The sequence below is a fragment of the Aminobacter sp. SR38 genome (assembly GCF_014843375.1).
GTDB lineage: Bacteria > Pseudomonadota > Alphaproteobacteria > Rhizobiales > Rhizobiaceae > Aminobacter > Aminobacter ciceronei.
The window spans coordinates 4,227,859-4,249,748 of the sequence record NZ_CP062112.1 but is presented as its reverse complement, the minus strand read 5'-3'; the positions used below and the strand labels follow the sequence as shown (position 1 = coordinate 4,249,748).

The following is a 21,890-nucleotide window of genomic DNA, read 5'->3' as shown; positions in this document are numbered from 1 at the left end:
TCTTCTTGTTCAGTTCGGGCGGTTTGCCGACTTCGGCGCGAAACGGGCGAGGATCTGGATCACCGACATGCAGCCCCAGGTGATGGCAAAGGCGATGACCGCAAGTGCCGCCGGCTCATAGGCGCGGTTGGCGCCGATGTTCTGCAGATACGGACCGAAGGCCGGACGGTTGAGCAGGCTGGCCAGCGTGAACTCGCCGATGACGATGGCGAAGGTCAGGAAGGCGCCCGACAGCACGGCGATCAGCACGTTGGGCAGGATGACGCGGGCGATGATCGTGGCCCAGCCGGCACCGAGGATCTGCGCGGCTTCGGTCAGCGTGCGCACATCGATGGTGCGCAGGCCGGTGTCGACCGCACGGTACATGTAGGGCAGCGCCAGCGTGGCATAGCCGATGACCAGCAGCGCATCGGTGCCACGCGCCGAGCCGAGGAACGGCAGCGGCGAGTTGGAGCCATACATCCTGATGTAGCCGAAGACGATGACGATGGCCGGGATGACCAGCGGCAGCAGCGTGATGAACTCGACGATCGGGCGGAGATGCGGCATGCGCAACCTGATCCAGTAGGCCGTCGGCACGACGAGGAACACGCCGAGCAGGATGGTGAAGACTGCAACCGTTACCGAATAGCCGAAGGTTTCCTGGAAACGGCTGTCGCCGAGCACGACGCGATAGGCGTCGAAGGAATATTCGCCGCGGCGCATGCGCAGCGAGAACTCGAAGGTGGCGATCAGCGGGATGAAGAAATAGGCGGCGCCGACGGCAAAGACGAGCCAGGCCCAGAAACGGGAGGTCTTCATTTGAGCCACCTCTCCGAGCGGGTTCGGAACCAGATGTAGAAGATGTTGGCGAGGCCGGTGACGACGATCATGCCGAAGGCCAGCGCATAGCCGAGATGTGGGTTGTGCAGCACGTCGCCGCGGATCTGCGCATAGAGCTTGATCGGCACGATGTTGAGCGATGACCCGGTAAAGGCATAGGCCGTGGCGATGGCGCCGAAGGAATTGGCAAACAGCAGGATGACCGTGCCGAGGAAGCTCGGCCACAGCACCGGGATGACGACCATGCGCCAGTACTGCCAGGTGGTGGCGCCGAGCGTGGCGGCCGCCTCGCCCCATTCGCGCTTCAGGCCGTCGATCGCCGGCGTGATGATGACGATCATCAGCGGGATCTGAAAGAACAGGTAAACGATGATCAGGCCCCACGACGTCAGCACGTTGAAGCCCAGCGCGTAGATGTCGATGCCGATGCCGCGCAGCAGCACCGTGACCAGGCCGAGGCGGCCAAGCGTCGCGAGGAAGGCGAAGGCCAGGGGCACGCCGGCGAAATTGGAGGCGACGCCCGAAAACGTCATCGTCGACGAGCGCACCCAGCTCGGCAGGCCGCCGCGCACGATGGCGATCGCCATTGCAAGACCGATGAAGGCGCCGATAGTGGCCGACCAGAAGCTGATCTTGATCGACACCCAATAGGCGTCGCGGATCGAAGCGTCGAGGAACAGCTGGCGGATATTGTCGAGCGTGTACTCACCCTGGTCGTTCTGGAAGGCGCCGATGACGAGATAGAGCGTCGGCAGGATCAGGAACATCAAGGCGAAGATGAAGAACGGCGCGACGCCGAGCCAATGGGTCGGCAAGCGGAAACCGCGGGTCGCATCCGGCGGAGCGGAGCGTGCGGCGATGGCCGGGTCGGATATGCTGGCTTGGGTCATCGGAGCGCCGTCTCGAGAGAAAATGCGGGCGGCCGCGAAGCCGCCCGCGATGGCAGAGATCAGTTACTGAACGTTGGCGCCGACAACGGCATCCCACTGCTTGGTGATCGCTTCCTTGCCCTTGGCCTGGTCTTCAAGCGTCGGGAACACGGCCTTTTCATAGGCAGCGGCCGGCGGCAGCTTGTCGAGCATTTCCTGCGGGATCTTGCCATTCTTTGCGAGATCGTTGAAGCGGATCGGGTGGCAGTAACCCTTCAGCCAGCCGAGCTGACCTTCGTCGGAATAGAGATACTCCATCCACAGCTTGGCAGCGTTCGGGTGCGGCGCATAAGCGCTGATCGCCTGGACGTAGACGCCAGCAACGACGCCCGAAGCCGGAACGATGACATCGACCGGCGGGTTGCCGTTCAGCGTGTCGCGGCCCGAAAGGGCGTTGTAGTCCCAGGTGATCAGGATCGGGGTCTGGCCCTGGGCGAGCGTCGCCGACTTGCCGATGACCGGCACGAAGTTGCCCTTGGCGTTCAGTTCCTTGAAGAAGGCGAGGCCCTTCTCGGCGGCCGAGGCGGCGTCGGTGGCACCCGAGCCGAGACCGGCGGCATAGACGCCCTGGATCGCCTGATTGGACGCGCGCGGATCACCGGCAAGCGCAACCGAGTTCTTATACTCGTCCTTGAGCAGGTCGGCCCAGTCGGCCGGCGGGTTCTTGACAAGGTCCTTGTTCACTTCGAAGGACAGCACGCCATAATAGTCGCCGTACCAGTAGCCTTCGGCGTCCTTGGCGGTGTCGGGGATCGAATCCCAGGTCGCGACCTTGTAGGGCTGGATCAGGCCGTCGGCCTTCGCCTGCGGACCGTAGGAGAGACCGACGTCGATGACGTCAGGCGCCTGCGGGCCCTTGTTGTCCTTGTTGGCCTTGATCGCCTCGATCTCGTCGCTGGAGCCCGCGTCGGGGTTCAGCTCGTTGACGGTGATCTCGGGGTACTTCTTCTTGAAGCCTTCGATGACGGCGCCATATCCGCACCAGTCATGCGGCAGCGCGATCGTGGTCAGCTGGCCCTCCGCCTTCGCGGCGGCTTCGAGTGCGGCCATATCCTGGGCCGACACAAAAGCCGTCGTCACCATCAGCGACGCCGCGCTTAGGGAAAGCACTTTCCCTGCAAACTTGAACATGTGTTCTCTCCGTTGAACTGACGCCATGAGACGCCTGCGATGCGGTAATGGCTTCATGTGACAGTCGCATGAAAGTTCCATGAAGCCACCGCCCGCAGTGGAAAAAAGTTAACTACTTTTAATCGGTTGTCGCAATCGTCGCCGTTGTTTACCGGCTAATTAAATTCCGGATGTCCCCCAAGCCCTCCCCCTTTGTTTTGCCGACTATACAATTCGGGATCGTGTCCGAGCACTAGTCTCAAACCGTCCCTTCGATGGCGTTTTCAAGCAAGCCGAGCGCGGCCTTCTTGGTGAGCTTGACCGGGTTGCCGCCTGCGGTCGGGTCGACCACCGCCATGTCGGCGATCAGGGTCTTGCGCTTCTTGTCCATGTCGAGGCCCTTGATCAGGCCCGGCAACGCATGCGGAACCTTGAGTTCCTTGCGCAGCTTGATCACCGCCTTGGCAAAACCGTCGAAGCCGCCCTTGATTCCGCAATAGGCCGACAGGCGGACGATCTTTTCCTCGATGGCGTCGCGATTGAAGGCGAGCACATAAGGCATGAAGACGGCGTTGGTCATGCCGTGATGGGTGTCGTAGAGCGCGCCGATCGGATGCGACAGCGAGTGGATCGCGCCGAGGCCCTTCTGGAAGGCTGCGGCTCCCATGGCGGCAGCGCTCATCATGTGGGCGCGGGCGGTGAGGTCCTTGCCGTTGGCGAAGGCCTTGGGCAGGTTCTCGAACACCAGGCGGATGCCCTCGACGGCGATGCCGTCGGCCATCGGATGGTAGCCCGGCGCGCAATAGGCCTCGAGGCAGTGGGCGAAGGCATCCATGCCGGTGCCGGCGGTGATGAAGGAGGGCATGCCGACCGACAGCTCCGGATCGGCAATGACGATTGCCGGCAAGAGCTTGGGGTGGAAAATGACCTTCTTGGTGTGGGTCTCTTCGTTGGTGATGACGCCGGCGCGGCCGACCTCGGAGCCGGTGCCGGCAGTGGTCGGCACGGCGATGATGGGGGCGATGGCGTCGGAGTTGGCGCGGGTCCACCAGTCGCCGACATCCTCGAAATCCCACACTGGCAGCGTCTGGCCGGCCTGGAAGGCGATCAGCTTGCCGAGATCGAGCGCCGAACCGCCGCCGAAGGCAATGACGCCGTCATGCTTGCCCTTCTTGAACACGGCGATGCCGGCGGTGAGGTTCGATTCGACCGGGTTCGGCTTGACGTCGGAGAAGACGCCATAGGGCACCTTGGCGTCGTCGAGGATCTTCAGCGTGGATGCCACGACCGGCAGCTTGGCGAGCCCGGGATCGGTGACGAACAGCGGCTTCTTGATGCCGGTGGCGGCAAGCACGTCGGGCAGTTCGGAGATGCGGCCGGCGCCGAAACGGACGGTGGTCGGGTAGTTCCACTTGGAAACGAGTTTGGACATGTTTTCTTGATCTCTTGAAGGTTGGTTCGAAATCGTCAGTTGACGAAGGTGTTGGCCACGCGCTCGGAACGCATCATGTAAGGAATCCAGATTGCAGCGGATAAGAAGGACCGCGCTATTCCCCGAACAGTCTCCTTGTCGAAGATTTCGCTGCCTGGCTCTGCAAAGAGCGCGTAGGCGACAGCCGCATCGGCGAGCAGGAAAACCGGCGCCGCAGTTGCCCAGATCATGTACCAACCTGGGAACATCTCCAGGCGTTTGAACATGAAAAACAACAGAACAACCGGAGCGACAACCGCCAGAACGATATTGCCCGCGGTCTCCGCAACAATGAAAACTGCCAGCCGGGTATCGAGATACTGCCAGCCGCTGAACACTTCGGCATAAGCTGTGAACTGCAGCACACCGACAATCGGAGCGGCAAACAGGCCCAGCATCGGCAGCAACAACCAGCCACCTATGCCGACGGGCCCCGGAGCCGGAGTGCGTTTGTCGTCCAGGGCTGTGTCAGCCATCCGGTTCCCCTAGATCTTCTCGCGCAGGTGATAGGACTTCGGCCGGGTCAGGTTGTCGTAGCCGATCTGCGACAGGGCGGCGCCCTTGCCTGTGTCCTTGACGCCGGTCCAGACGAGGGCCGGATCGAGATAGTCGCAGCGGTTCATGAACACGGTGCCTGTTTCGACACGATCACCGACCGAAATGGCGTGCTCGGTGTCGGCGGTCCAGATCGAAGCGGTCAGGCCGTAGGGGCTGTCGTTCATCAGCGCGATCGCCTCCTCGTCGTTGCGCACCTTCATGATGCCGACGATCGGGCCGAAGCTTTCCTCGCGCATGACCGACATCTGGTGGTCGACATTGGTCAGCACCTCGGCCGGCAAATAGGGCGAGCCCTCCTTGTCCTGCGCGTTCCTGGTGTTCATGTGCGCGACAGCACCCTTGCGCAGGGCTTCGGCCTTCTGCTCGCGGATGAAGTCGGCGAAGCGCGCCTGCGCCATCGGGCCCATCGTGGTCGCCTGCTCCAGCGGGTTGCCGAGCACGTAGCTCCTGGTCTCGGCGATGAAGCCCTCGACGAACTGGTCGTAGATATTCTCGTGGACGTAGACGCGCTCGATGCCGCAGCAGCACTGGCCCGAATTGAAGAACGCGCCCTCGACGAGGTTGGCGACCGCGTGGTCGAGCTTGGCGTCGGGCAGAACGTAGGCCGGGTCTTTGCCGCCGAGTTCGAGGCCGAGCGTCATGAAGGTGCCCGCTGCTGCCTTCTCGATGGCGCGGCCGCCGGCGACCGAGCCGGTGAAGTTGACGTGGTCGATCTTGCCCGAGCCGAGCAGCTTCTCGGTCTGCGCGTGGTTGAGGACCAGGTTCTGGAAGACGTATTTCGGCAGGCCGGCGGCTTCAAAGGCACGGGCGAAGCGCTCGCCGACGAGCAGCGTCTGAGCGGCATGTTTGAGGATGACGGTCGAACCGGCGATCAGCGCGGGCACGATGGTGTTGACGGCGGTGAGATACGGATAATTCCACGGCGCAATCACCATGACCACGCCCAGCGGATCCTTCTTCACATAGCGGCGGAAGCCGTCCTTGGGATTGGACGCCGGCACCGGCGCGAGCGCGCGCTCGGCGATCTCGACCATGTACTGGGTGCGTTCCTTGACACCGCCGAACTCACCGCCATAGCGGGTCGGCCGACCCATCTGCCACGCCAGTTCGGGCACGATCTCGTCGCTCATCGCAACCAGCGCCTCGAGCATCTTGAGCATGTAGGCGGCGCGCTCGGCGACCGGCACGCGGGCCCATTCGGCCTGTGCGGAACGCGCGCGTTCGACCGCTGCATTGATCGCCTGGTCGGAAGCGACCGGCCGCTCGACATAGATCGAGCCATCGATGGGGGATTTGAGTTTGACCGTCTCGGTCATGTCTATTGTCCTTCCAAGTTCAACACCCTCCCTTGGCCGGCAGGCCAAAGGAGGGTCACGCAGTGATGGTGACTTTAGTACCGCTCGAAGCCTCTGTGCAGCTCCCAGTCGGTGATGCGGCGGTCGTATTCGAACTGTTCCCAGCGCGCGGTGTGGACGTAGTGGTCGACGACCTCCTCGCCGAGCGCTTCTCTGAGCATCTTCGACGACGCCAGCGTCTCGGTGGCATCGCGCAGGGTCTTCGGAATTTCGGGCAGGCTGGCAGCCTGGTAGGCATCACCGAAGAACGGCTTCTGCAGTTCGAGCTTCTCGTCGATGCCGGCGAGGCCGGCGGCGATCAGCGCGGCAAAGGCGAGATAGGGGTTGAGGTCGGCGCCGCCGATGCGGCACTCCATGCGGATGCCCTTGGTGCCCTCGCCGCAGAGGCGGAAGCCGGCGGTGCGGTTGTCCTCGCTCCACATGATCTTGGTCGGCGCAAACGTGCCCGACTGGAAGCGCTTGTAGGAATTGATGTAGGGCGCCAGGAACCAGGTGAACTCCTTGGCGTATTTGAGCTGGCCGGCCGACCATTGCTGACCGAGCGTGGACAGGGTCCACTCGGCACCCTTGTCGTAGAACAGCGGCGTCTTGCCGTCGGCGCTCCACAGCGAGTTATGGATATGGCTGGAGTTGCCGGCGAGGCCGTAATTGTACTTGGACATGAACGAGATCGCCTTGCCTTCGGAAGCGGCAATCTCCTTGGCGCCGTTCTTCAGGATGACATGGCGGTCGGCCATTTCGAGAACTTCGGCGTAGCGCACGTTGATCTCTTCCTGACCCGGGCCCCACTCGCCCTTGGAGTTTTCGATCGGAATGCCGGCAGCTTCCATCTCGTTGCGCAGCCGGCGCATGACGCCTTCTTCCTTGGTGGTGATGCCGATCAGGTAGTCGCCGATATAGGGCGATGCCGTGTCGAGGTTCTGCCAGTGCTTGGCGCGGGCCGAATCGTAGGTTTCGGAAAACAGGTAGAATTCGAGCTCGGACGCGAAATAGGCGAGATAACCGCGCTCCTGCAGCCGCTTGACCTGCCTGCGCAGGATGCCGCGCGGCGAATGCGCCAGGTCCTCATGTGTGTGGTGATCTTTGAGATCACAGAGCAGCAGCGCCGTCTTTTCGAGCCAGGGCACGTTGCGGATGGTGTCGAGGTCGGGCTTCATGACGAAGTCGCCATAGCCTTTCGACCAGCTCGCCGCCTTGTAGCCCGGCACCGGCTCCATATCGATGTCGTTGGCGAGCAGGTAGTTGCAGCCATGGGTCTCGTCATAGGCGGATTCGACGAAGTACTTGGCGAGAAACCGCTTGCCGACCAGACGGCCCTGCATATCGACGGCGCAGGCGAGCACCGTGTCGATCTCGCCTGCCGCGACAGCCTTCTTCAACTGATCGAATGAGAGAGTTCCAGCCATTTTTGTTCCGCTCCGGGCAATGCCACTTTCAGGTTTTGGAAGATCGTTCTGAGGGTTGAAACAAGACGTGGCCGGCGCATGGCCGGCCACGGCCATGTCGAGGACTGTCAGTGTCCGGTTTCGCCGACGGCGCGCTCGGCCGCAGCGATCTCGGCGGCACGCTTGGCCACCTCGTCGCCGATCGGAGGCCCCTGGAAGCGCTTGGCTTCGAAGCCGAACCAGACAATGCCGGTGACGACCAGGAAGCCTACCGTGATGTAGAGCGCCCAGTCGTTCGGCGGCTGGATTCCGATCACGAAGATCAGCACCATCGCGATGATCGAGAGCACGGCGAACAGCTTGAAGACGCCTGCGCCGAGGTCGAACGGTCCCATCTTGTCCCATTTCGACGTGCCCCAGGCGAACAGACCCAAGGTGATCGGGATAATGAACGAGAAGAACAGGAAGATGACGGTGCAGGCGACGACGATGGTGTAAACGGGCGTTTCGCCGATCGAGACCAGCGACGAGCCCCAGACGAACAGCACGGCCAGGATCGAGCCGGTCCAGATCGCCGCGACTGGCGTGCGGTAGGTCGGGCTGACCTTGGCCAGCGCCTTGGAGGCCGGAAGGCCGCCGTCACGCGAGAAGGCGAAGATCATGCGTGAGACCGAGGTGACCGTCGCCAGGCCGCAGAGCCACTGCGCCACGAAGATGGCAAGGTAGAGCAGGTCTTTGACGACCGGGTTGACCTGTTCGGTCATGGCCCAGAAGAACACGTTCCAGCCCTGGGCAGCGGCCGCATCCATGCTCGGCAGCATCAGCACGAACGAGCACAGCATGATGTAGCCGAACAGCGCCGACCACAGTACGGACGAAATCATGGCGCGCGGCACCGAATGCGCCGCCTTCAGCGTCTCTTCAGAGGTATGCGCCGAAGCGTCGTAGCCGGTGATGGTGTAGATCGGCAGCAAAAGGCCGAGCAGGAACACCCAGGTTGCCGAATTGGTCGGCCAGACGTTGCCGCCCGCCTCGCCGGAGTAGTTGGCAAAGGTGAAGAGCCTGGAGATCTCGTAGCTGTCGGCAGCGGCCAGGCAAACGACTGCCAGGGCAATTGCCGTTGCAAAGATAAGATAGCCGGAGAAGTCCGTGAGTTTGGCGGTGAGGCCGATGCCCATGTGGTTCACCAGCGCCTGCAACCCGGTGACGATCACCAGGAAGATGATGCGGGTGGTGGTGGTGTCTTCGAGCCCGAGATAGGACGCGCCAAAGGCGCCCATGAAGAAGTAGTAGGTGCCGACATTGATGGCGCCCAGCACGGTGACGAGGCCGAGCAGGTTGAACCAGGCGGTCAGCCAGCCGGTGAAGCGGTTGCCGAGGATCGAACCCCAGTGATAGAGCCCCCCGGCGGTCGGGTATGCCGAGCTGATCTGCGCCATGGCGACGGCGAAGACCAAAGAGATGAAGCAGCCGAGCGGCCAGCCGATGCCGATGGCCGCACCGCCGGCGCCAGACGTTGCCTGGGCGAGCGAATTGATGCCGCCCGACAGGATGCAGATGATGGAGAACGAGACGGCGAAGTTGGAGAACTGGCTCATTCTCCGTTCGAGTTCCTGGGCATAGCCCATGCTGTGGAGGACTTTGACGTCCTCGCTCTTGTCGTGTTCGGTATAACCAGGCGATGTCATTTTGAATGTCCCCTTATTGTTATGCCTTCGATTGAGCTGCGCGTCCGTTGCCCGACTGGAAGCCGGGCGCCTCGCACGCCTCCGGTTCGAGCCCTTCAAAGATGCCCGTGAGCAGATCCGCCCATTTCCGCTGCCCGGTCTGCGCCGAGATTTCGTCGTTGCGGATTTCGATCATCGCGCACGGCAGGCCGCGCGACCTGCCGTGGTGTTCCAGTGTGAAATAGACCCGGTCGGCCGGGGAGTAGGGCTCGTTGACGCCGACGGTGATGCCGTCGAGCCCCTGCAGCGCCGCGATCAGCGGAGCCGCTAGCCGGGAGTCCTCGTCATGAATGATGCCGATATGCCAGGGGCGCGAACCCCCCTTGTAGACCGGAGTGAAGGAATGGACAGACACCAGTCTCGTCTCCCGCCCTTCGCGGAGCCGCTCCGCAACGACCTCGTCGATCGCATCGTGGAACGGGCGCCACGATAGCGCGATTCGCGCCTCGCGCTGAGAGGCGGTGAGAGCGGCATTGCCGGGAATGGCTGTCGTCTCGCTGATCTCCGGGATCAGGTCGTGGGCGGCGAGCGGCCGGTTGCAGTCGATGGCAAGGCGCGACACGCAGGATTCGACAAGCGTCGCATCAAGGCCCTCGGCCATGCGTTGCGACACCGGTAAGGCGCCCGGATCCCAGGCGATGTGGCGCAGCATCTCGGACGCGTCCAGACCGAGCGTGCCGTAGTTTGCGGGCAGGTGATTGGAGGCGTGGTCGCACAATATGACAAAAGGACTGCGCCCGGCCCGGTTCGTCACCCGGACGGCATTCGACATTGCACGCGCAGCGGCCTGGCCCGTTCCCATTCAGTCATCCCCGGGGCCGTATCGTATGTTACGTATTTTTGTTCATTGCGCCCCGGTGGATGATTTCATACACATTGAGAGAGTTTGTCAAATGTCATTTCGGGCCTGAGCCGGACTGTGCGCTGGGCCAGGACGGCAGTGGATGCAGCAGGGGATGAGGATGGTTTCGAGCGTTGCCGAACTGATCACCGAAAGGATCGATGCCATGCCGGCGGGTGAGCGCCGGGCGGCGCAGACGCTGATCGCCTCCTATCCGCTGATCGGGTTGAAGACGGTGGCCGAATTCTCGCAGCAGGCCGGTGTGTCCTCGCCCACCATCCTGCGCTTCGTGGCGAGACTCGGTTTCCAGAACTACCCCGAGTTCCAGTCGGCGCTTCAGGACGAGCTGGCAGCCCAATTGCAGTCGCCCGCCTCGCGAACGACAACCACGCCGTCGCTGCTACCCGCCTCGACAGCGCCCATACTCGAAGCGGTGCTCGAAAACATCCGCGAGACCTTCCGGCACATTTCCGACAGGCAGCTCGCCGACATCGTCGCCCAGTTGGCCGGGCCGAAGGGGCATGTCTATCTCGTCGGCGGCCGCTTCACCGACCCGCTGGCGCGCTACATGGCGGCCCACCTCAACCTGATTCGGCCTGACGTCACCCATCTCGTCGGACAGGAAAGCCTGTGGCGCGACAAGCTGATCGACATGGGCAAGCGCGACACGCTGCTGATCTTCGATATCAGGCGCTATCAGGACAGCCTGATCCGCTTTGCCGAGAAGGCCCATGCCAGGGGCGCCACCATCATCCTGTTCACCGACCAGTGGCTGTCGCCGATCGCGCGCTTCGCTCGCCACGTGATCGCAGGGCGCACGGCGGTGCCGTCGGCGTGGGATTCGTCATCGGCGCTGTTCGTCGCCGCCGAAACGGTTATCGGCGCGCTGACCAGCAAGCTCGAAACGGAAGCGGCAAGACGCATCCGCGCGATCGAGGACTTGCGCTGAGCGCGCGGTAAATCCTGCAAATATTACGCAGATTTAATGTGCCAGACAGCCAGATTTGCCCTAAGCCTCGGCTGACGAACTAGGCTATACTAGCGCGCCCCGATGGGCTTGCGCCCGGTTGCCGACGAACGATCCCTTGGCAAGGTGCGGCAACAGTGCAGTGCTTTGCCAGCGATGAGACGCCACGTGTTCCCGAGTGGAACGAATACGCAGCAGACCGGAGTACGCATGGCCGCCTGGAAGCAGATTGTCTTGGCACTTGTCATTGTACTTGCGGCAGCCGCCGGATGGGTGCTGCTGGTGCCGAGTTCGCGCACGGCCCTTGCCAGCTGGGGCATCGACTGGGCCCAGGCCAAGACCGAACAGCCACAGGCGGCAGCGCGCAACGGCAGCGGCGGCAACCGCCAGGGCGGCAATCGTGGCGGCCAGCCGCAGACACCTGTCGTGACGCAGACGGTGGCGTCAGGCACGATCAACGACCGCCTGTCGGCGATCGGCACCGGGCGGGCCCTCAACTCGGTTGTCATCAACCCTTACGCATCGGGGCGGCTGACTGAAATCTCGGTCGCAGCCGGCGAGAAAGTCACAGCGGGCACGGTGATTGCCCGGCTCGATTCCGATTCGGAAGAGATCGCGCTCGAACGCGCCCGCATCGCCCAGGGCGACGCCGAGGCATCGCTGGAACGCATCAAGGCGCTGCGCGCCACCAACACGGCAACCACCGTGCAGCTCAAGGAAGCCGAACTCGCCGTCGAGAATGCGCGTCTGGCCGTGCGCGACGCAGCGTTGGCGCTCAACCGCCGCACCATCACCGCGCCCATTGCCGGCATCGTCGGCATCCTGCCTGTCGAGGCCGGCAACTACGTTACCAGCCAGACCACCATCGCCACCATCGACGACCGTTCCAGGATCATCGTCGACATCTGGGTGCCGGAGCGCTTCACCGGGCTGATTTCGGTCGGCGCGCCGTTGAGCGCAAGCTCGGTCGCGCGCCCCGGCCGGGTGTTCGAAGGCGAGGTCAGTGCCGTCGACAATCGCCTCGATGAACAAAGCCGCACGCTGCGCATCCAGGCGCGGATCGACAATGACGACGACGCGCTGCGCGCCGGCATGTCGTTCCAGGTCGCGATGCAGTTTCCCGGCGACACCTATCCCTCGGTCGACCCATTGGCGATCCAGTGGGGCGGCGACGGCGCCTTCGTCTGGGCGCTCGACAGCGGCAAGGCCAAGCGTGTGCCGGTGCGTATCATCCAGCGCAACACCGACAGCGTGCTGGTGCAAGCGGCGCTGACATCAGGCGACAAGGTGGTGACCGAGGGCATCCACACGGTGCGCGAAGGCGCCGAGTTGCTGATTGCCGGCCGCGAGGCCGGCGGCAGCGGCTCCTGAGCGGGAGCGCCGGCATGAGCACCATGCAGAACGAGAACGCCGAAAAAGGCATCACCGCACTGTTCGTGCGTCGACCGGTGCTGGCCTTCGTCATCAACACGCTGATCGTGGTCGCCGGCCTCGCCGCCTTCTACGGCGTCGAGGTGCGTGAGCTGCCCGACGTCGACCGGCCTGTCATCACCGTGTCGACGACCTATTCCGATGCCGCGGCCGAAATCGTCGACCGCGAGGTGACGGCGGTGGTCGAAGGGGCTGTGGCGCGTGTCACCGGCGTCAAATCGATCTCGTCGAGCTCGTCCTACGGCAACAGCCGGGTAACAGTCGAATTCAATGACGGCGTCGACCTCAACGTTGCCGCCTCCGACATGCGCGACGCTGTCGGCCGGGTGACCAACTCGCTGCCCGACGACGCCGATGCGCCGCGCATCGTCAAGGCCGACGCCAATGCCGACGCTGTGATGCGGCTGGCGGTGACCTCCGACACCATGCCGGTCGAGGACATGACGATCCTGGTCGAGGACCAGATCGTCGACACGCTGGCCGCCGTCGACGGCGTCGCCGACGTGCAGACCTATGGCGACCGCGCCAAGATCTTCCGCGTCGACATCGACCAGGCCAAGGTGGCGAGCCTCGGGCTGACGCTGGCCGACATCTCGAACGCGCTGGCGAGCGTGTCATTCGACGCACCCGCTGGGTCTCTGACCGTCGGCAACCAGGACCTGATCGTCCGCGCAAGTGCGGCTGTGACGACGCCCGAGGCCTTCGAGAGCATCATCATCAACGGCAAGACCAAGCTCGGCGACGTCGCCACCGTCACGCTCGGCGGCGACCCGGGCTCGACCTCCTTGCGCTCCGACGGCAAGACCGGCATCGGCATCGGCATCGTGCGCCAGGCTCAGTCGAGCACGCTCGACATCTCCAAGGGCGTGCGCGCGGCAGCAGAGAAGATCCAGACCACGCTGCCCCCCGGCATGACCATCCGGGTGACCTCGGATGACGCAACATTTGTCCAGGGCGCCATCCACGAGGTCGAGATCGCGCTGATCCTGTCGGTGACGATCGTTCTGATCGTCATCTATGCCTTTCTGCAGGACTGGCGCGCGACGCTGATCCCCGGCTTTGCCATGCCGGTGGCAATGATCGGCACGATCGCCGGCATCTATCTTGCAGGCTTCTCGGTCAATATCCTGACGCTGCTGGCGCTGGTGCTGGCGACAGGCCTCGTCGTCGACGACGCCATCGTCGTGCTCGAAAACATCGTCCGCCGCCGCAATGAGGGCATGGGCCCGCGGGCGGCTGCAGTGCTTGGCACGCAGGAGGTGTTTTTCGCGGTGGTGGCAACGACGGCGACACTTGCCGCAGTGTTCATCCCGATCTCGTTCCTGCCCGGCCAGACCGGCGGCCTGTTTCGCGAGTTCGGCTTCGTGCTGGCGATCTCGGTGCTTCTGTCGTCGATCGTGGCTCTGTCGCTGTGTCCGATGCTGGCCTCGCGCATGCTGACCGAAAAGAGCATCGAGCACAGCCATGGCGGCGTGCTCGGCAAGATCGGCACGAAGCTCGCCGCGCTCTACAAACGCTGCTTGCATGCCTGCCTCAATGCGCCCGCTATCATCATCCTCGTGTCGCTGCTGTTCGCGGGCGCGGCATATGTCGCCTTCGGCAGCGTGCGCCAGGAGCTGACGCCGACCGAGGACCGCTCGCTGGTGATGCTGCGCGTCTCGGCCCCGCAAGGCGTCAGCCTCGACTACACCGCCTCGCAATTGCGCCGCATCGAGGGGCTGATCGAGCCGCTGCGCAAGTCGGGCGAGATCGAGAGCACCTTCGTCAGCGCCGGCATGGGCAACAACAACAATAGCGGTTTCATGGTGCTGTCGCTGGCGCCGTGGAGCGAGCGCAGCCGCACCCAGCAAGAGATCGCCGCCGACATCCTGGCCCGCACCAGCCAGGTGCCCGGCGTGCGCACCACGGTCGGACAGCCCAACAGCCTGGGCATTCGCGGCGCCGGCAACGGCCTGCAATTCGCGCTGATCGGCAACAGCTATGCCGATCTCGGCACCGCCGCCGCCAAGGTGCTGGCCGAGATGGAGAAGGATCCGCGCTTCCGCCAGCCGCGGCTTTCGACCGACGCCAACCAGCCGCAGTTGTTCGTCACCGTCGACCGCGAGCGCGCCTCCGACCTCGGCATCGACATCAAGGGCCTGTCCCCTGCCCTGCAGGCGATGCTCGACGGCCGCAAGATCACCAGCGTCTTCATCGAGGACCGCAGCTACGACGTGAAGCTGGTCTCGACCACCAATCCGATCAACGATTCGACCGACCTCGAGAACATCTTCATCAGGACGACCGACGGCCGCTTCGTGCCGGTGTCGACGATCGCCACGCTCAGCGAACGCGCCGTGCCGCCGTCGCTGTCACGCGAACAGCAGCAGCGCTCCGTCGCCATCACCGCTGGCCTGGCCGACGATTTTGCGCTCGGCGATGCACTGAAGGAAGTCGAGCAGATCGCGGCACCGGTCCTGCCGGCGGGCAGCCGCCTGCTGCCGCTCGCCGAGGCGGCGACGCTGAACGAGACCAGCGGCAGCATGCTGACGATCTTCGGCTTTGCCATCGTCATCATCCTCTTGGTGCTGGCGGCCCAGTTCGAGAGCTTCGTTTCGGCTGTCATCATCATGGCGACGGTGCCCTTGGGCCTCGCCTGCGCCGTTTTCGCCCTGATCCTGACCGGCACGTCGCTCAACGCCTACAGCCAGATCGGGCTCGTGCTGCTTGTCGGCGTGATGGCCAAGAACGGCATTCTGGTGGTCGAGTTTGCCAACCAGTTGCGCGACCGCGGCATGGGCGTGCGCCAGGCGATCGAGGAAGCGGCAACGATCCGGTTGCGGCCTGTCATGATGACGATGATCTGCACCGTGCTCGGCGGCCTGCCGCTTGTGCTGGCCCAGGGCGCCGGCGCCGAGGCGCGCATCGCGCTCGGCTGGGTGATCGTCGGTGGCCTCGGACTCGCCACGATCTCGACGCTGTTCCTGACGCCAGTGGCCTATCTGCTGCTCGGACGCTTCATCACGCCCAAAGTCGCCGAGGAGAGCCGCCTCAAGCGCGAGCTCGAGGAAGCCGCCTACACCGGCGTCGAGCCGGCCGAATAGCAAAATCATCTGCTTGTACTGGCCAATCTGCGACGGATTTGCCGCCACAAGCGATGACATGGCGTGTCTGATTCTGTATCAGTCCTCGCAGTTACAGCGCCGCATGACTTTTTCTTATGCAGGACAGGATGCAATGAGCCTGAAATCGATCACCCTCGACGAACTTCAGGCCAATCTCGGCAAGGAGGTTGGCGTCTCGCCATGGCGCACTGTCACCCAGCTGATGATCGACCAGTTCGCCGACGCCACCGACGATCACCAGTTCATCCATTGCGACCCCGACCGTGCTGCGGCCGAAACGCCTTTCGGCGGCACCATCGCGCACGGCTTCCTGACCTTGTCCCTGCTTTCGGCGATGACCTTCGACACGCTGCCTTCGGTCGAAGGCGGCAGCATGGGCATCAACCAGGGTTTCGAGGAGCTGAAATTCGTCGCCCCTGTGAAAACCGGCTCGCGCATCCGCACCCGCTTCGTCCTTTCTGGCCTGAAGATCCGCCCGTCCGGCTGGATCCAGGCGACGCATGATGTGACGATCGAGATCGAGGACCAGAAGAAGCCGGCATTGACGGCGCGCTGGCTGACCATGACGTTCGTCGAGCCCAAGCGCGAAACCGCCTGACCCCTGGCCGCCCCTCAGCCGGCCTTAGTCCCGATGAGCTACGTCGTTGATCGCCTTGCCGCATCATGGCCTGGCGTATAGACTCAGACGAACAGATCACGGGAAGCAGTAGGGCGGGTTCTTGTCCAGCAGTGCAGCACAGCGACGCGAACTCCAGAAGGCCGAATTGAGGGCCGAATTGGTGGCGGCAGCCCACGCTCTGGTCAGGGAAGAAGGTTATGACGGCCTGACCATTCGCAAGCTCGCCACCAGGGTCGGCTATGCCCCGATGTCGGTCTATTCTTACTTTGCCGACAAGCAGGAAATCCTGATGGCACTGGCCGAGGATGCCTTCGCCGACCTGGCGCGGCGGATGCGGCAGAACCAACCCGCGGATCCCGTCGAGGCGATGCGGGCAGCACTCAGCGAATATGCGGAATTCGGCCTCGGCAATCCGAACGAATACCGCACCGTGTTCATGACCGAGAAGCTGAAGCATCCGCCCGAAGAGACGTTCGACGAGATGGAACGGGAGAACCCGGCTTTCCAGATCATCATCGAGCGGGTGCATGCCTGCCTTGCCGCCGGCGTGCTGAAAGGCGACGCCCGTGCCATCGCCACGGCGCTGTGGACCGTAGCACACGGCTCGGTTTCACTGCTGATCACCTTCCCCTTCTACCCCTTCGGCGATCCGAAGGCTTATGTGATGCGGATGGGCGACCTGGCCATGGCGGGTCTTGCCGCCAGCGAGACGCCGCCGCTCACCGACGAACCCGGCAAGTGCCCTGGGTAGCAGTGCAGTCAGTGCATCCATAATAATTTCGTACGCGTACGGTTTACCCCTTGCAAAACGCAGGGTGCGGCCGTATCTGTAAGTCACACCGTACACGTACGGCAAAAATTTACGGAGATGACAATGCGACGGACTATTCTGGCGCTCGCGGCTCTCGCCGCGACGAGCGGCTTTGCAATGGCAAACGACACCCACAAGACGACGCACCAGCCCACTGTGTGCACCCAAACCATCTCGGGCCAGAAGCTCGACTGTGGTTCGACCGGCTCGATCAAGGACGACAAGGGCCCGCAGACCACCGACGCAATCGGCGCAGAGAAACCGCGCATCGGCATCGACGTCAATCCCTGGATCGTACCGAGCTTCAACTGAGCGGTTTCTCAGTACCTCCAGAAAAGCCGCCCGTCCCAGGGCGGCTTTTTCGTTTCTGGGGGCTCGCTCGTCCGGTCCGTAGCAGGTGTGGTCGTCGCTGAGGGTTGCGCGCTTTGCCCGGCGTCACGTTTCGTAGGTCACGGCCTGAATCCTAGGATCCAGGCCGTGACCTCGCCACCACCCGGGCGGCCCCGGTAGCGCGCCGCATGTCATGGCGCGAGAGCCTAGTGCTTCCCGCCCTTGGCGTCGCCTGTCGGCGAACCGGAAATCGTCGTCGAGGTGACCGACACCGGGTCGCTGGCAGGAAAGCTGTCTTCCAGGGCCTCGTCGAGTTCCTGCTGCAGGACGTGCTGATCCTTCGGCCGTTCGTCGTTGCGGCGGGCGCGCCTTTCGCGCTTCGGCCGCATCCGGCCGGTGGTTTGCACGGGCATGGATGGCATGGATTTGTCCTCTCTTCAGCGTCGAGAACAAACGCCTGCCCTGCCCCGAGGTTCCGGGGCGAGGCAGCTCTTCTGAAGAAAGCTCGCGCGGACTAGCCGTCGCGGGCCGCCTCGGACAGGAAGCCCCAGACATAGTCGGAGAACGAGCGCCAGCATTCCAGACGGAAGGCATCCTCGCCGGTGCGCAGAAGCACCATCTCGACCTTGCCGAGCACGGTGCGCGAGGCGGCACCCACCGGGAAGGCTGCAAGCGAGAGGTCCTGCGGGCAGCCGGCATTGATGGTATCAGCCGCATTGGGGCCAATGACGGCGATGCCGACATTGCGATGCGAGACATCGACCGCCGAGTGCATGCCCTTGACCGAAGCGCAGTCGCCGATGGGATCGCCGCCGGCCTCGTCGATAACAAGCCATTCGTCAGGGCCGAGCCAGAGCACGGTGCGGCCAGCCTTGACGGCCGAGCTCTTGGGTTTCTCCGGAAGGGTCACGCCGATCGCCTTGGACAGCGCGGCGACGGCGGCTGGGCGGGCACGCAGCGACATGCGGCTGGCCGGTTCCAGAACCTTGAGCGAAACGCCATGCCCGCCGAGGCTTTTGCCGGCATGCGCCGGCTGACGGGTTGCGATTGCGACCTTAGCCATTGAGGCGGTCTCCCTTCTCGTCGAAGAATACGGTTCCGGTGACTTCCACCTCGATGACGCCATGGGGCATCGGCACGTAGAGCGTCTCGCCAATCCGGTCGCGACCGCCGAGCACGAGGCCCATGGCGATCGAGCGGTCGCAATTGGCCGACCAGTAGCTCGAGGTGACGTGGCCGATCATCTTCATCGGGATCGCCTGCTTGGGGTTCTCGACGATCTGGGCACCCTCTTCGAGCACAGTGCGCGGATCTTTGGTCTTGAGGCCAACGAGTTGCTTGCGGCCCTTGGCGACAAGGTCGGGGCGCGTCATGCCGCGAATGCCGACGAAGTCGGTCTTCTTCTTGCCGACAGCCCAGTCGAGGCCGGCATCATTGGGCGTGACGGTGCCGTCAGTGTCCTGGCCGACGATGATGTAGCCCTTCTCGGCGCGCAGCACGTGCATCGCCTCTGTGCCATAGGCGCAGGCGCCGTGCTTCTGGCCCTCGGCCCACAAAGCTTCCCACACCGCGCGGCCATAATCGGCCGGCACGTTGACCTCGAAGCCGCGGTCGCCGGTGAAGGACATGCGGAACAGGCGGGTCGGCACACCACAAATCTTGCCCTCTCGCACCGACATGTGCGGCATGGCCTCGTCGGACATGTCGATGCCCTCGACCAGCGGCGCGATGATGTCACGCGAGTTGGGGCCTTGGACCGCAATCACGGCCCACTGCTCGGAGACCGAGGTCAACCAGACGTCGAGATCGGGGAACTCGGTCTGGAGATAGTCTTCCATGTGGTTCATGACGCGGGCAGCACCGCCTGTCGTCGTAGTGACGTGGAAGCGGTCCTGCGCCAGGCGGCCGACGACGCCGTCGTCATAGATGAAACCGTCCTCGCGCAGCATGATGCCATAGCGGCAGCGGCCCACTTCGAGCTTTTCCCACGGGTTGGTGTAGAGCAGCTCCATGAACCTGGCGGCGTCAGGACCGACCACCTCGATCTTGCCGAGGGTGGAGGCGTCGAACAGGCCGGCAGACTTGCGGACGGTGACGCATTCGCGGTCGACGGCTTTATGCATGTCTTCGCCGGCGCGCGGGAAATACCAGGCACGCTTCCACTGGCCGACATCCTCGAACACCGCGCCATGGCTCTCGGCCCAGCTGTGGGTCGGGGTCTTGCGCGTCGGATCGAACAGGCCGTGACGGGCATGGTTGACGATGGCGCCGAAGGTGACGGGCGTGTAGGGGGCGCGGAAGGTGGTCAGGCCGACAGCCGGGATGTCCTTGTTCAAGGCCTCGGCCGCGATGGCGAGGCCGTGCATGTTGGACGTCTTGCCCTGGTCGGTGGCCATGCCGTTGGTGGTGAAGCGCTTGACGTGCTCGATCGAGCGCATGCCCTCGTGCACTGCCTGGCGGATGTCCTTGGCGGTGACGTCGTTCTGGAAGTCGACGAAGGCCTTGACCGTGGTACCGGCACCGGCGCCCGGGCCGGAACCGAGCATACCGCCGGTCCAGCCTTCGGAAGCCTCGACCTTGAGCGTGACACCCTTGCTTGACTTGGCCCCAGCATCGCGGGCGGCATTGGCGCCGGCCTCAAGCGCCTGCGCGACGGTGTCTTCGAGCGAGTCGGAGCCGTTGCAGGCGCCGACCGAGACGCAATCCTGAGCATAGGTACCGGGCAGGAAGCGCTTGGTGGCGTCGTCGAAAGCAACCTTGCCGCGCGACTGCGAGAACATGTGCACCGATGGCGTCCAGCCGGCTGACATGAGCAGCGCGTCGACGGCGATGGTGCGCTCGGCGCCGCCGCCCTTGGCCTGCACGGTCATCGACTTGATCCGCTGGCTGCCATTGACGCTGGTGACGGCGCGGCCATGGTTGACCTCGATGCCGAGCGCGCGTGCTTCATCGACAAGCGGGCCAGACGGGTTGTCGCGCAGGTCGACGACGGCGGCGACGCCGACGCCGGCCTTCTTGAGGTCGATGGCCGCGGCATAGGCGCTGTCATTGGCGGTATAGACGCCAATCTGTCTGCCGACGACGACGCCGTAATGGTTGAGGAAGGTGCGCGCCGCGGATGCCAGCATGACACCCGGGCGGTCGTTGTTGGCAAACACCATGTGACGCTCGATGGCGCCGGTGGCGATGACAACGCGCTTGGCGCGAACCTGCCACAACCGCTCGCGCGGCTCGTCGCGGCCGGGGCGCGCAAGATGGTCGGTGACACGCTCGACGAGGCCGACGAAGTTCTGGGCGTAGTAGCCGAAGGCTGTGGTGCGCGACAGCACCGTCACATTGTCCATGGCGGCGAGCTTCGCCACAGCAGCTTGCGCCCAGCTCCAGCCGTCCTGGCCGTCGATGACTGCACCCTTCTCATAACGCAGCGCGCCGCCGAACTCGGCCTGCTCGTCGCAGATGATGACGCGCACACCGGTTTCCGCAGCCGCAAGCGCGGCGGCCAGGCCGGCAGCACCGCCGCCGAGAACCAGCACCTCGCAATGGGCATAAAGCGCCGAATAGTGATCGGGGTCGGGCTGGTCCGGTGCTACACCAAGACCGGCCGCGGCGCGGATATTGGGCTCGTAGAACTTGTGCCAGGCAGCCTTCGGCCACATGAAGGTCTTGTAGTAGAAGCCGGCCGAGAACATCGGCGACGCGATATCGTTGACGGCACCGACGTCGAAGGACAGCGACGGCCAGCGGTTCTGCGAGGCGACGGTCAGGCCGTCATAGAGCTCCTGCACGGTGGCCCGCACATTGGGCGTCTTGCGCGCGGCGTCGCGGCTGACGGTGACCAGCGCGTTCGGCTCCTCGGAGCCAGCGGAGAGGATGCCGCGCGGACGGTGATACTTGAACGAGCGGCCGACGAGATGCACGCCATTGGCGAGCAGCGCCGACGCAACGGTGTCACCGGCAAGGCCGGTCATCGACTTGCCGTCGAAGGTAAAGCGCGCGGTCTTGGCCGGCGTCAGGCGCCCCTGGCCGGAAATGCGGTAGGACCCGGCCATCATGCCTCTCCCTTGGTCGAGCGTTTTGCCTTGGGCTTTTCGTTGAGCTGGTCAGGCGGGCGGTTGGCCCAGGCGGCCGGGCCACCGTCTGCCTTGAGCTTCTCGAGGTCCGGCTTGGGCTGGCCGGCCTTGTAGGTCAGAAGGAAGCGGTCGGTGATGGTATCGCGGGCGGCGTTGAAGAAGCGCGCGCAGCCATGGATGTGGCGCCAGCGTTCGAAGATTACACCCTTCGGGTTGGAGCGGATGAAGAAGAATTTTTCGAAGTCCTCGTCGCTCTCGGCGGCGATGTTGGTCGAGCGCGCGATATGCGCTTCGCCGGCATTGCGGAACTCGAGCTCGGGACGCTCTTCCTCGCAATAGGGGCAGTGAATGAGAAGCATC

19 protein-coding genes are annotated in these 21,890 nt (G+C 64.0%); 6 read left to right on the top strand and 13 right to left on the bottom strand.

What is annotated here, in order from left to right:
• Positions 1-9: 9 nt before the first annotated feature.
• From IG197_RS20805 to IG197_RS20765, 9 genes are all read right to left on the bottom strand, one after another.
• Positions 10-801 carry an ABC transporter permease gene (locus IG197_RS20805; protein ID WP_067958235.1) on the bottom strand — a complete coding sequence of 264 codons (792 nt, stop codon included), beginning with the start codon at positions 799-801 and terminating at the stop codon, positions 10-12.
• Entirely contained in the window at positions 798-1,712 is a 915-nt protein-coding gene (locus IG197_RS20800) for an ABC transporter permease (protein ID WP_371746476.1), read from the bottom strand. The genes IG197_RS20805 and IG197_RS20800 overlap by 4 nt, the downstream gene beginning before the upstream one ends.
• A gap of 63 nt (positions 1,713-1,775) precedes the next feature.
• Positions 1,776-2,882 carry an ABC transporter substrate-binding protein gene (locus IG197_RS20795; protein ID WP_192314723.1) on the bottom strand — a complete coding sequence of 369 codons (1,107 nt, stop codon included), beginning with the start codon at positions 2,880-2,882 and terminating at the stop codon, positions 1,776-1,778.
• A gap of 238 nt (positions 2,883-3,120) precedes the next feature.
• On the bottom strand, positions 3,121-4,293 hold the full coding sequence (locus IG197_RS20790) for an iron-containing alcohol dehydrogenase (protein ID WP_067958223.1): 1,173 nt from the start codon (positions 4,291-4,293) through the stop codon (positions 3,121-3,123).
• 35 nt (positions 4,294-4,328) lie between these two features.
• Complete coding sequence (locus tag IG197_RS20785) at positions 4,329-4,808, bottom strand: DUF2569 domain-containing protein (protein ID WP_192314720.1); 480 nt, start codon at positions 4,806-4,808, stop codon at positions 4,329-4,331.
• Between the two features lie 9 nt (positions 4,809-4,817).
• Positions 4,818-6,206: an aldehyde dehydrogenase family protein gene (locus tag IG197_RS20780; protein ID WP_192314717.1), complete on the bottom strand. Its 1,389-nt coding sequence runs from the start codon at positions 6,204-6,206 to the stop codon at positions 4,818-4,820.
• Between the two features lie 74 nt (positions 6,207-6,280).
• Complete coding sequence (locus tag IG197_RS20775) at positions 6,281-7,651, bottom strand: glutamine synthetase family protein (protein WP_192314714.1); 1,371 nt, start codon at positions 7,649-7,651, stop codon at positions 6,281-6,283.
• A gap of 107 nt (positions 7,652-7,758) precedes the next feature.
• On the bottom strand, positions 7,759-9,318 hold the full coding sequence (locus IG197_RS20770; RefSeq protein WP_192314711.1) for an amino acid permease: 1,560 nt from the start codon (positions 9,316-9,318) through the stop codon (positions 7,759-7,761).
• 19 nt (positions 9,319-9,337) lie between these two features.
• Positions 9,338-10,159, bottom strand: a complete 822-nt coding sequence (locus IG197_RS20765) for an N-formylglutamate amidohydrolase (protein WP_192314708.1) — start codon at positions 10,157-10,159, stop codon at positions 9,338-9,340.
• Between the two features lie 142 nt (positions 10,160-10,301).
• Here IG197_RS20765 and IG197_RS20760 point away from each other — a divergent pair, with 142 nt between their 5' ends.
• The 6 genes from IG197_RS20760 (at position 10,302) to IG197_RS20735 (ending at position 17,442) form a co-directional block, all read left to right on the top strand.
• Positions 10,302-11,147: a MurR/RpiR family transcriptional regulator gene (locus IG197_RS20760; protein WP_371746475.1), complete on the top strand. Its 846-nt coding sequence runs from the start codon at positions 10,302-10,304 to the stop codon at positions 11,145-11,147.
• Between the two features lie 228 nt (positions 11,148-11,375).
• Positions 11,376-12,536 carry an efflux RND transporter periplasmic adaptor subunit gene (locus IG197_RS20755; protein WP_192314702.1) on the top strand — a complete coding sequence of 387 codons (1,161 nt, stop codon included), beginning with the start codon at positions 11,376-11,378 and terminating at the stop codon, positions 12,534-12,536.
• A 14-nt stretch (positions 12,537-12,550) separates the two neighbouring features.
• Positions 12,551-15,679, top strand: coding sequence for an efflux RND transporter permease subunit (locus IG197_RS20750; RefSeq protein WP_371746474.1), 3,129 nt, complete (start codon positions 12,551-12,553; stop codon positions 15,677-15,679).
• Positions 15,680-15,812: 133 nt separating this feature from the next.
• Positions 15,813-16,298 carry a MaoC family dehydratase gene (locus IG197_RS20745; RefSeq protein ID WP_275945181.1) on the top strand — a complete coding sequence of 162 codons (486 nt, stop codon included), beginning with the start codon at positions 15,813-15,815 and terminating at the stop codon, positions 16,296-16,298.
• Positions 16,299-16,419: 121 nt separating this feature from the next.
• A complete protein-coding gene (locus IG197_RS20740) occupies positions 16,420-17,070 on the top strand; it encodes a TetR/AcrR family transcriptional regulator (protein WP_192314699.1) in 651 nt (216 codons plus the stop codon).
• 123 nt (positions 17,071-17,193) lie between these two features.
• Positions 17,194-17,442, top strand: coding sequence for a DUF680 domain-containing protein (locus IG197_RS20735; protein WP_192314696.1), 249 nt, complete (start codon positions 17,194-17,196; stop codon positions 17,440-17,442).
• Between the two features lie 224 nt (positions 17,443-17,666).
• On the opposite strand, the gene IG197_RS20730 is transcribed toward IG197_RS20735, so the two are convergent.
• From IG197_RS20730 to IG197_RS20715, 4 genes are all read right to left on the bottom strand, one after another.
• Positions 17,667-17,882, bottom strand: a complete 216-nt coding sequence (locus IG197_RS20730) for a hypothetical protein (RefSeq protein ID WP_371746473.1) — start codon at positions 17,880-17,882, stop codon at positions 17,667-17,669.
• Between the two features lie 92 nt (positions 17,883-17,974).
• On the bottom strand, positions 17,975-18,523 hold the full coding sequence (locus IG197_RS20725; RefSeq protein WP_192314693.1) for a sarcosine oxidase subunit gamma: 549 nt from the start codon (positions 18,521-18,523) through the stop codon (positions 17,975-17,977).
• Positions 18,516-21,509, bottom strand: a complete 2,994-nt coding sequence (locus IG197_RS20720) for a sarcosine oxidase subunit alpha (protein ID WP_192314690.1) — start codon at positions 21,507-21,509, stop codon at positions 18,516-18,518. Before IG197_RS20720 ends, IG197_RS20725 begins: the two co-directional genes overlap by 8 nt.
• A complete protein-coding gene (locus IG197_RS20715) occupies positions 21,509-21,889 on the bottom strand; it encodes a sarcosine oxidase subunit delta (RefSeq protein WP_192314687.1) in 381 nt (126 codons plus the stop codon). The genes IG197_RS20720 and IG197_RS20715 overlap by 1 nt, the downstream gene beginning before the upstream one ends.
• Between the last annotated feature and the right edge of the window lies 1 nt (position 21,890).

Coding starts and splice junctions, on each gene's coding strand:
- IG197_RS20760 (WP_371746475.1), top strand. CDS start 10,302: ATGCAGCAGGGGATGAGGATGGTTTCGAGCGTTGCCGAACTGATCACC.
- IG197_RS20785 (WP_192314720.1), bottom strand. CDS start 4,808: ATGGCTGACACAGCCCTGGACGACAAACGCACTCCGGCTCCGGGGCCC.
- IG197_RS20715 (WP_192314687.1), bottom strand. CDS start 21,889: ATGCTTCTCATTCACTGCCCCTATTGCGAGGAAGAGCGTCCCGAGCTC.
- IG197_RS20805 (WP_067958235.1), bottom strand. CDS start 801: ATGAAGACCTCCCGTTTCTGGGCCTGGCTCGTCTTTGCCGTCGGCGCC.
- IG197_RS20750 (WP_371746474.1), top strand. CDS start 12,551: ATGAGCACCATGCAGAACGAGAACGCCGAAAAAGGCATCACCGCACTG.
- IG197_RS20730 (WP_371746473.1), bottom strand. CDS start 17,882: ATGCCATCCATGCCCGTGCAAACCACCGGCCGGATGCGGCCGAAGCGC.
- IG197_RS20755 (WP_192314702.1), top strand. CDS start 11,376: ATGGCCGCCTGGAAGCAGATTGTCTTGGCACTTGTCATTGTACTTGCG.
- IG197_RS20745 (WP_275945181.1), top strand. CDS start 15,813: ATGAGCCTGAAATCGATCACCCTCGACGAACTTCAGGCCAATCTCGGC.
- IG197_RS20795 (WP_192314723.1), bottom strand. CDS start 2,882: ATGTTCAAGTTTGCAGGGAAAGTGCTTTCCCTAAGCGCGGCGTCGCTG.
- IG197_RS20790 (WP_067958223.1), bottom strand. CDS start 4,293: ATGTCCAAACTCGTTTCCAAGTGGAACTACCCGACCACCGTCCGTTTC.
- IG197_RS20720 (WP_192314690.1), bottom strand. CDS start 21,509: ATGGCCGGGTCCTACCGCATTTCCGGCCAGGGGCGCCTGACGCCGGCC.
- IG197_RS20780 (WP_192314717.1), bottom strand. CDS start 6,206: ATGACCGAGACGGTCAAACTCAAATCCCCCATCGATGGCTCGATCTAT.
- IG197_RS20725 (WP_192314693.1), bottom strand. CDS start 18,523: ATGGCTAAGGTCGCAATCGCAACCCGTCAGCCGGCGCATGCCGGCAAA.
- IG197_RS20770 (WP_192314711.1), bottom strand. CDS start 9,318: ATGACATCGCCTGGTTATACCGAACACGACAAGAGCGAGGACGTCAAA.
- IG197_RS20765 (WP_192314708.1), bottom strand. CDS start 10,159: ATGGGAACGGGCCAGGCCGCTGCGCGTGCAATGTCGAATGCCGTCCGG.
- IG197_RS20775 (WP_192314714.1), bottom strand. CDS start 7,651: ATGGCTGGAACTCTCTCATTCGATCAGTTGAAGAAGGCTGTCGCGGCA.
- IG197_RS20800 (WP_371746476.1), bottom strand. CDS start 1,712: ATGACCCAAGCCAGCATATCCGACCCGGCCATCGCCGCACGCTCCGCT.
- IG197_RS20735 (WP_192314696.1), top strand. CDS start 17,194: ATGCGACGGACTATTCTGGCGCTCGCGGCTCTCGCCGCGACGAGCGGC.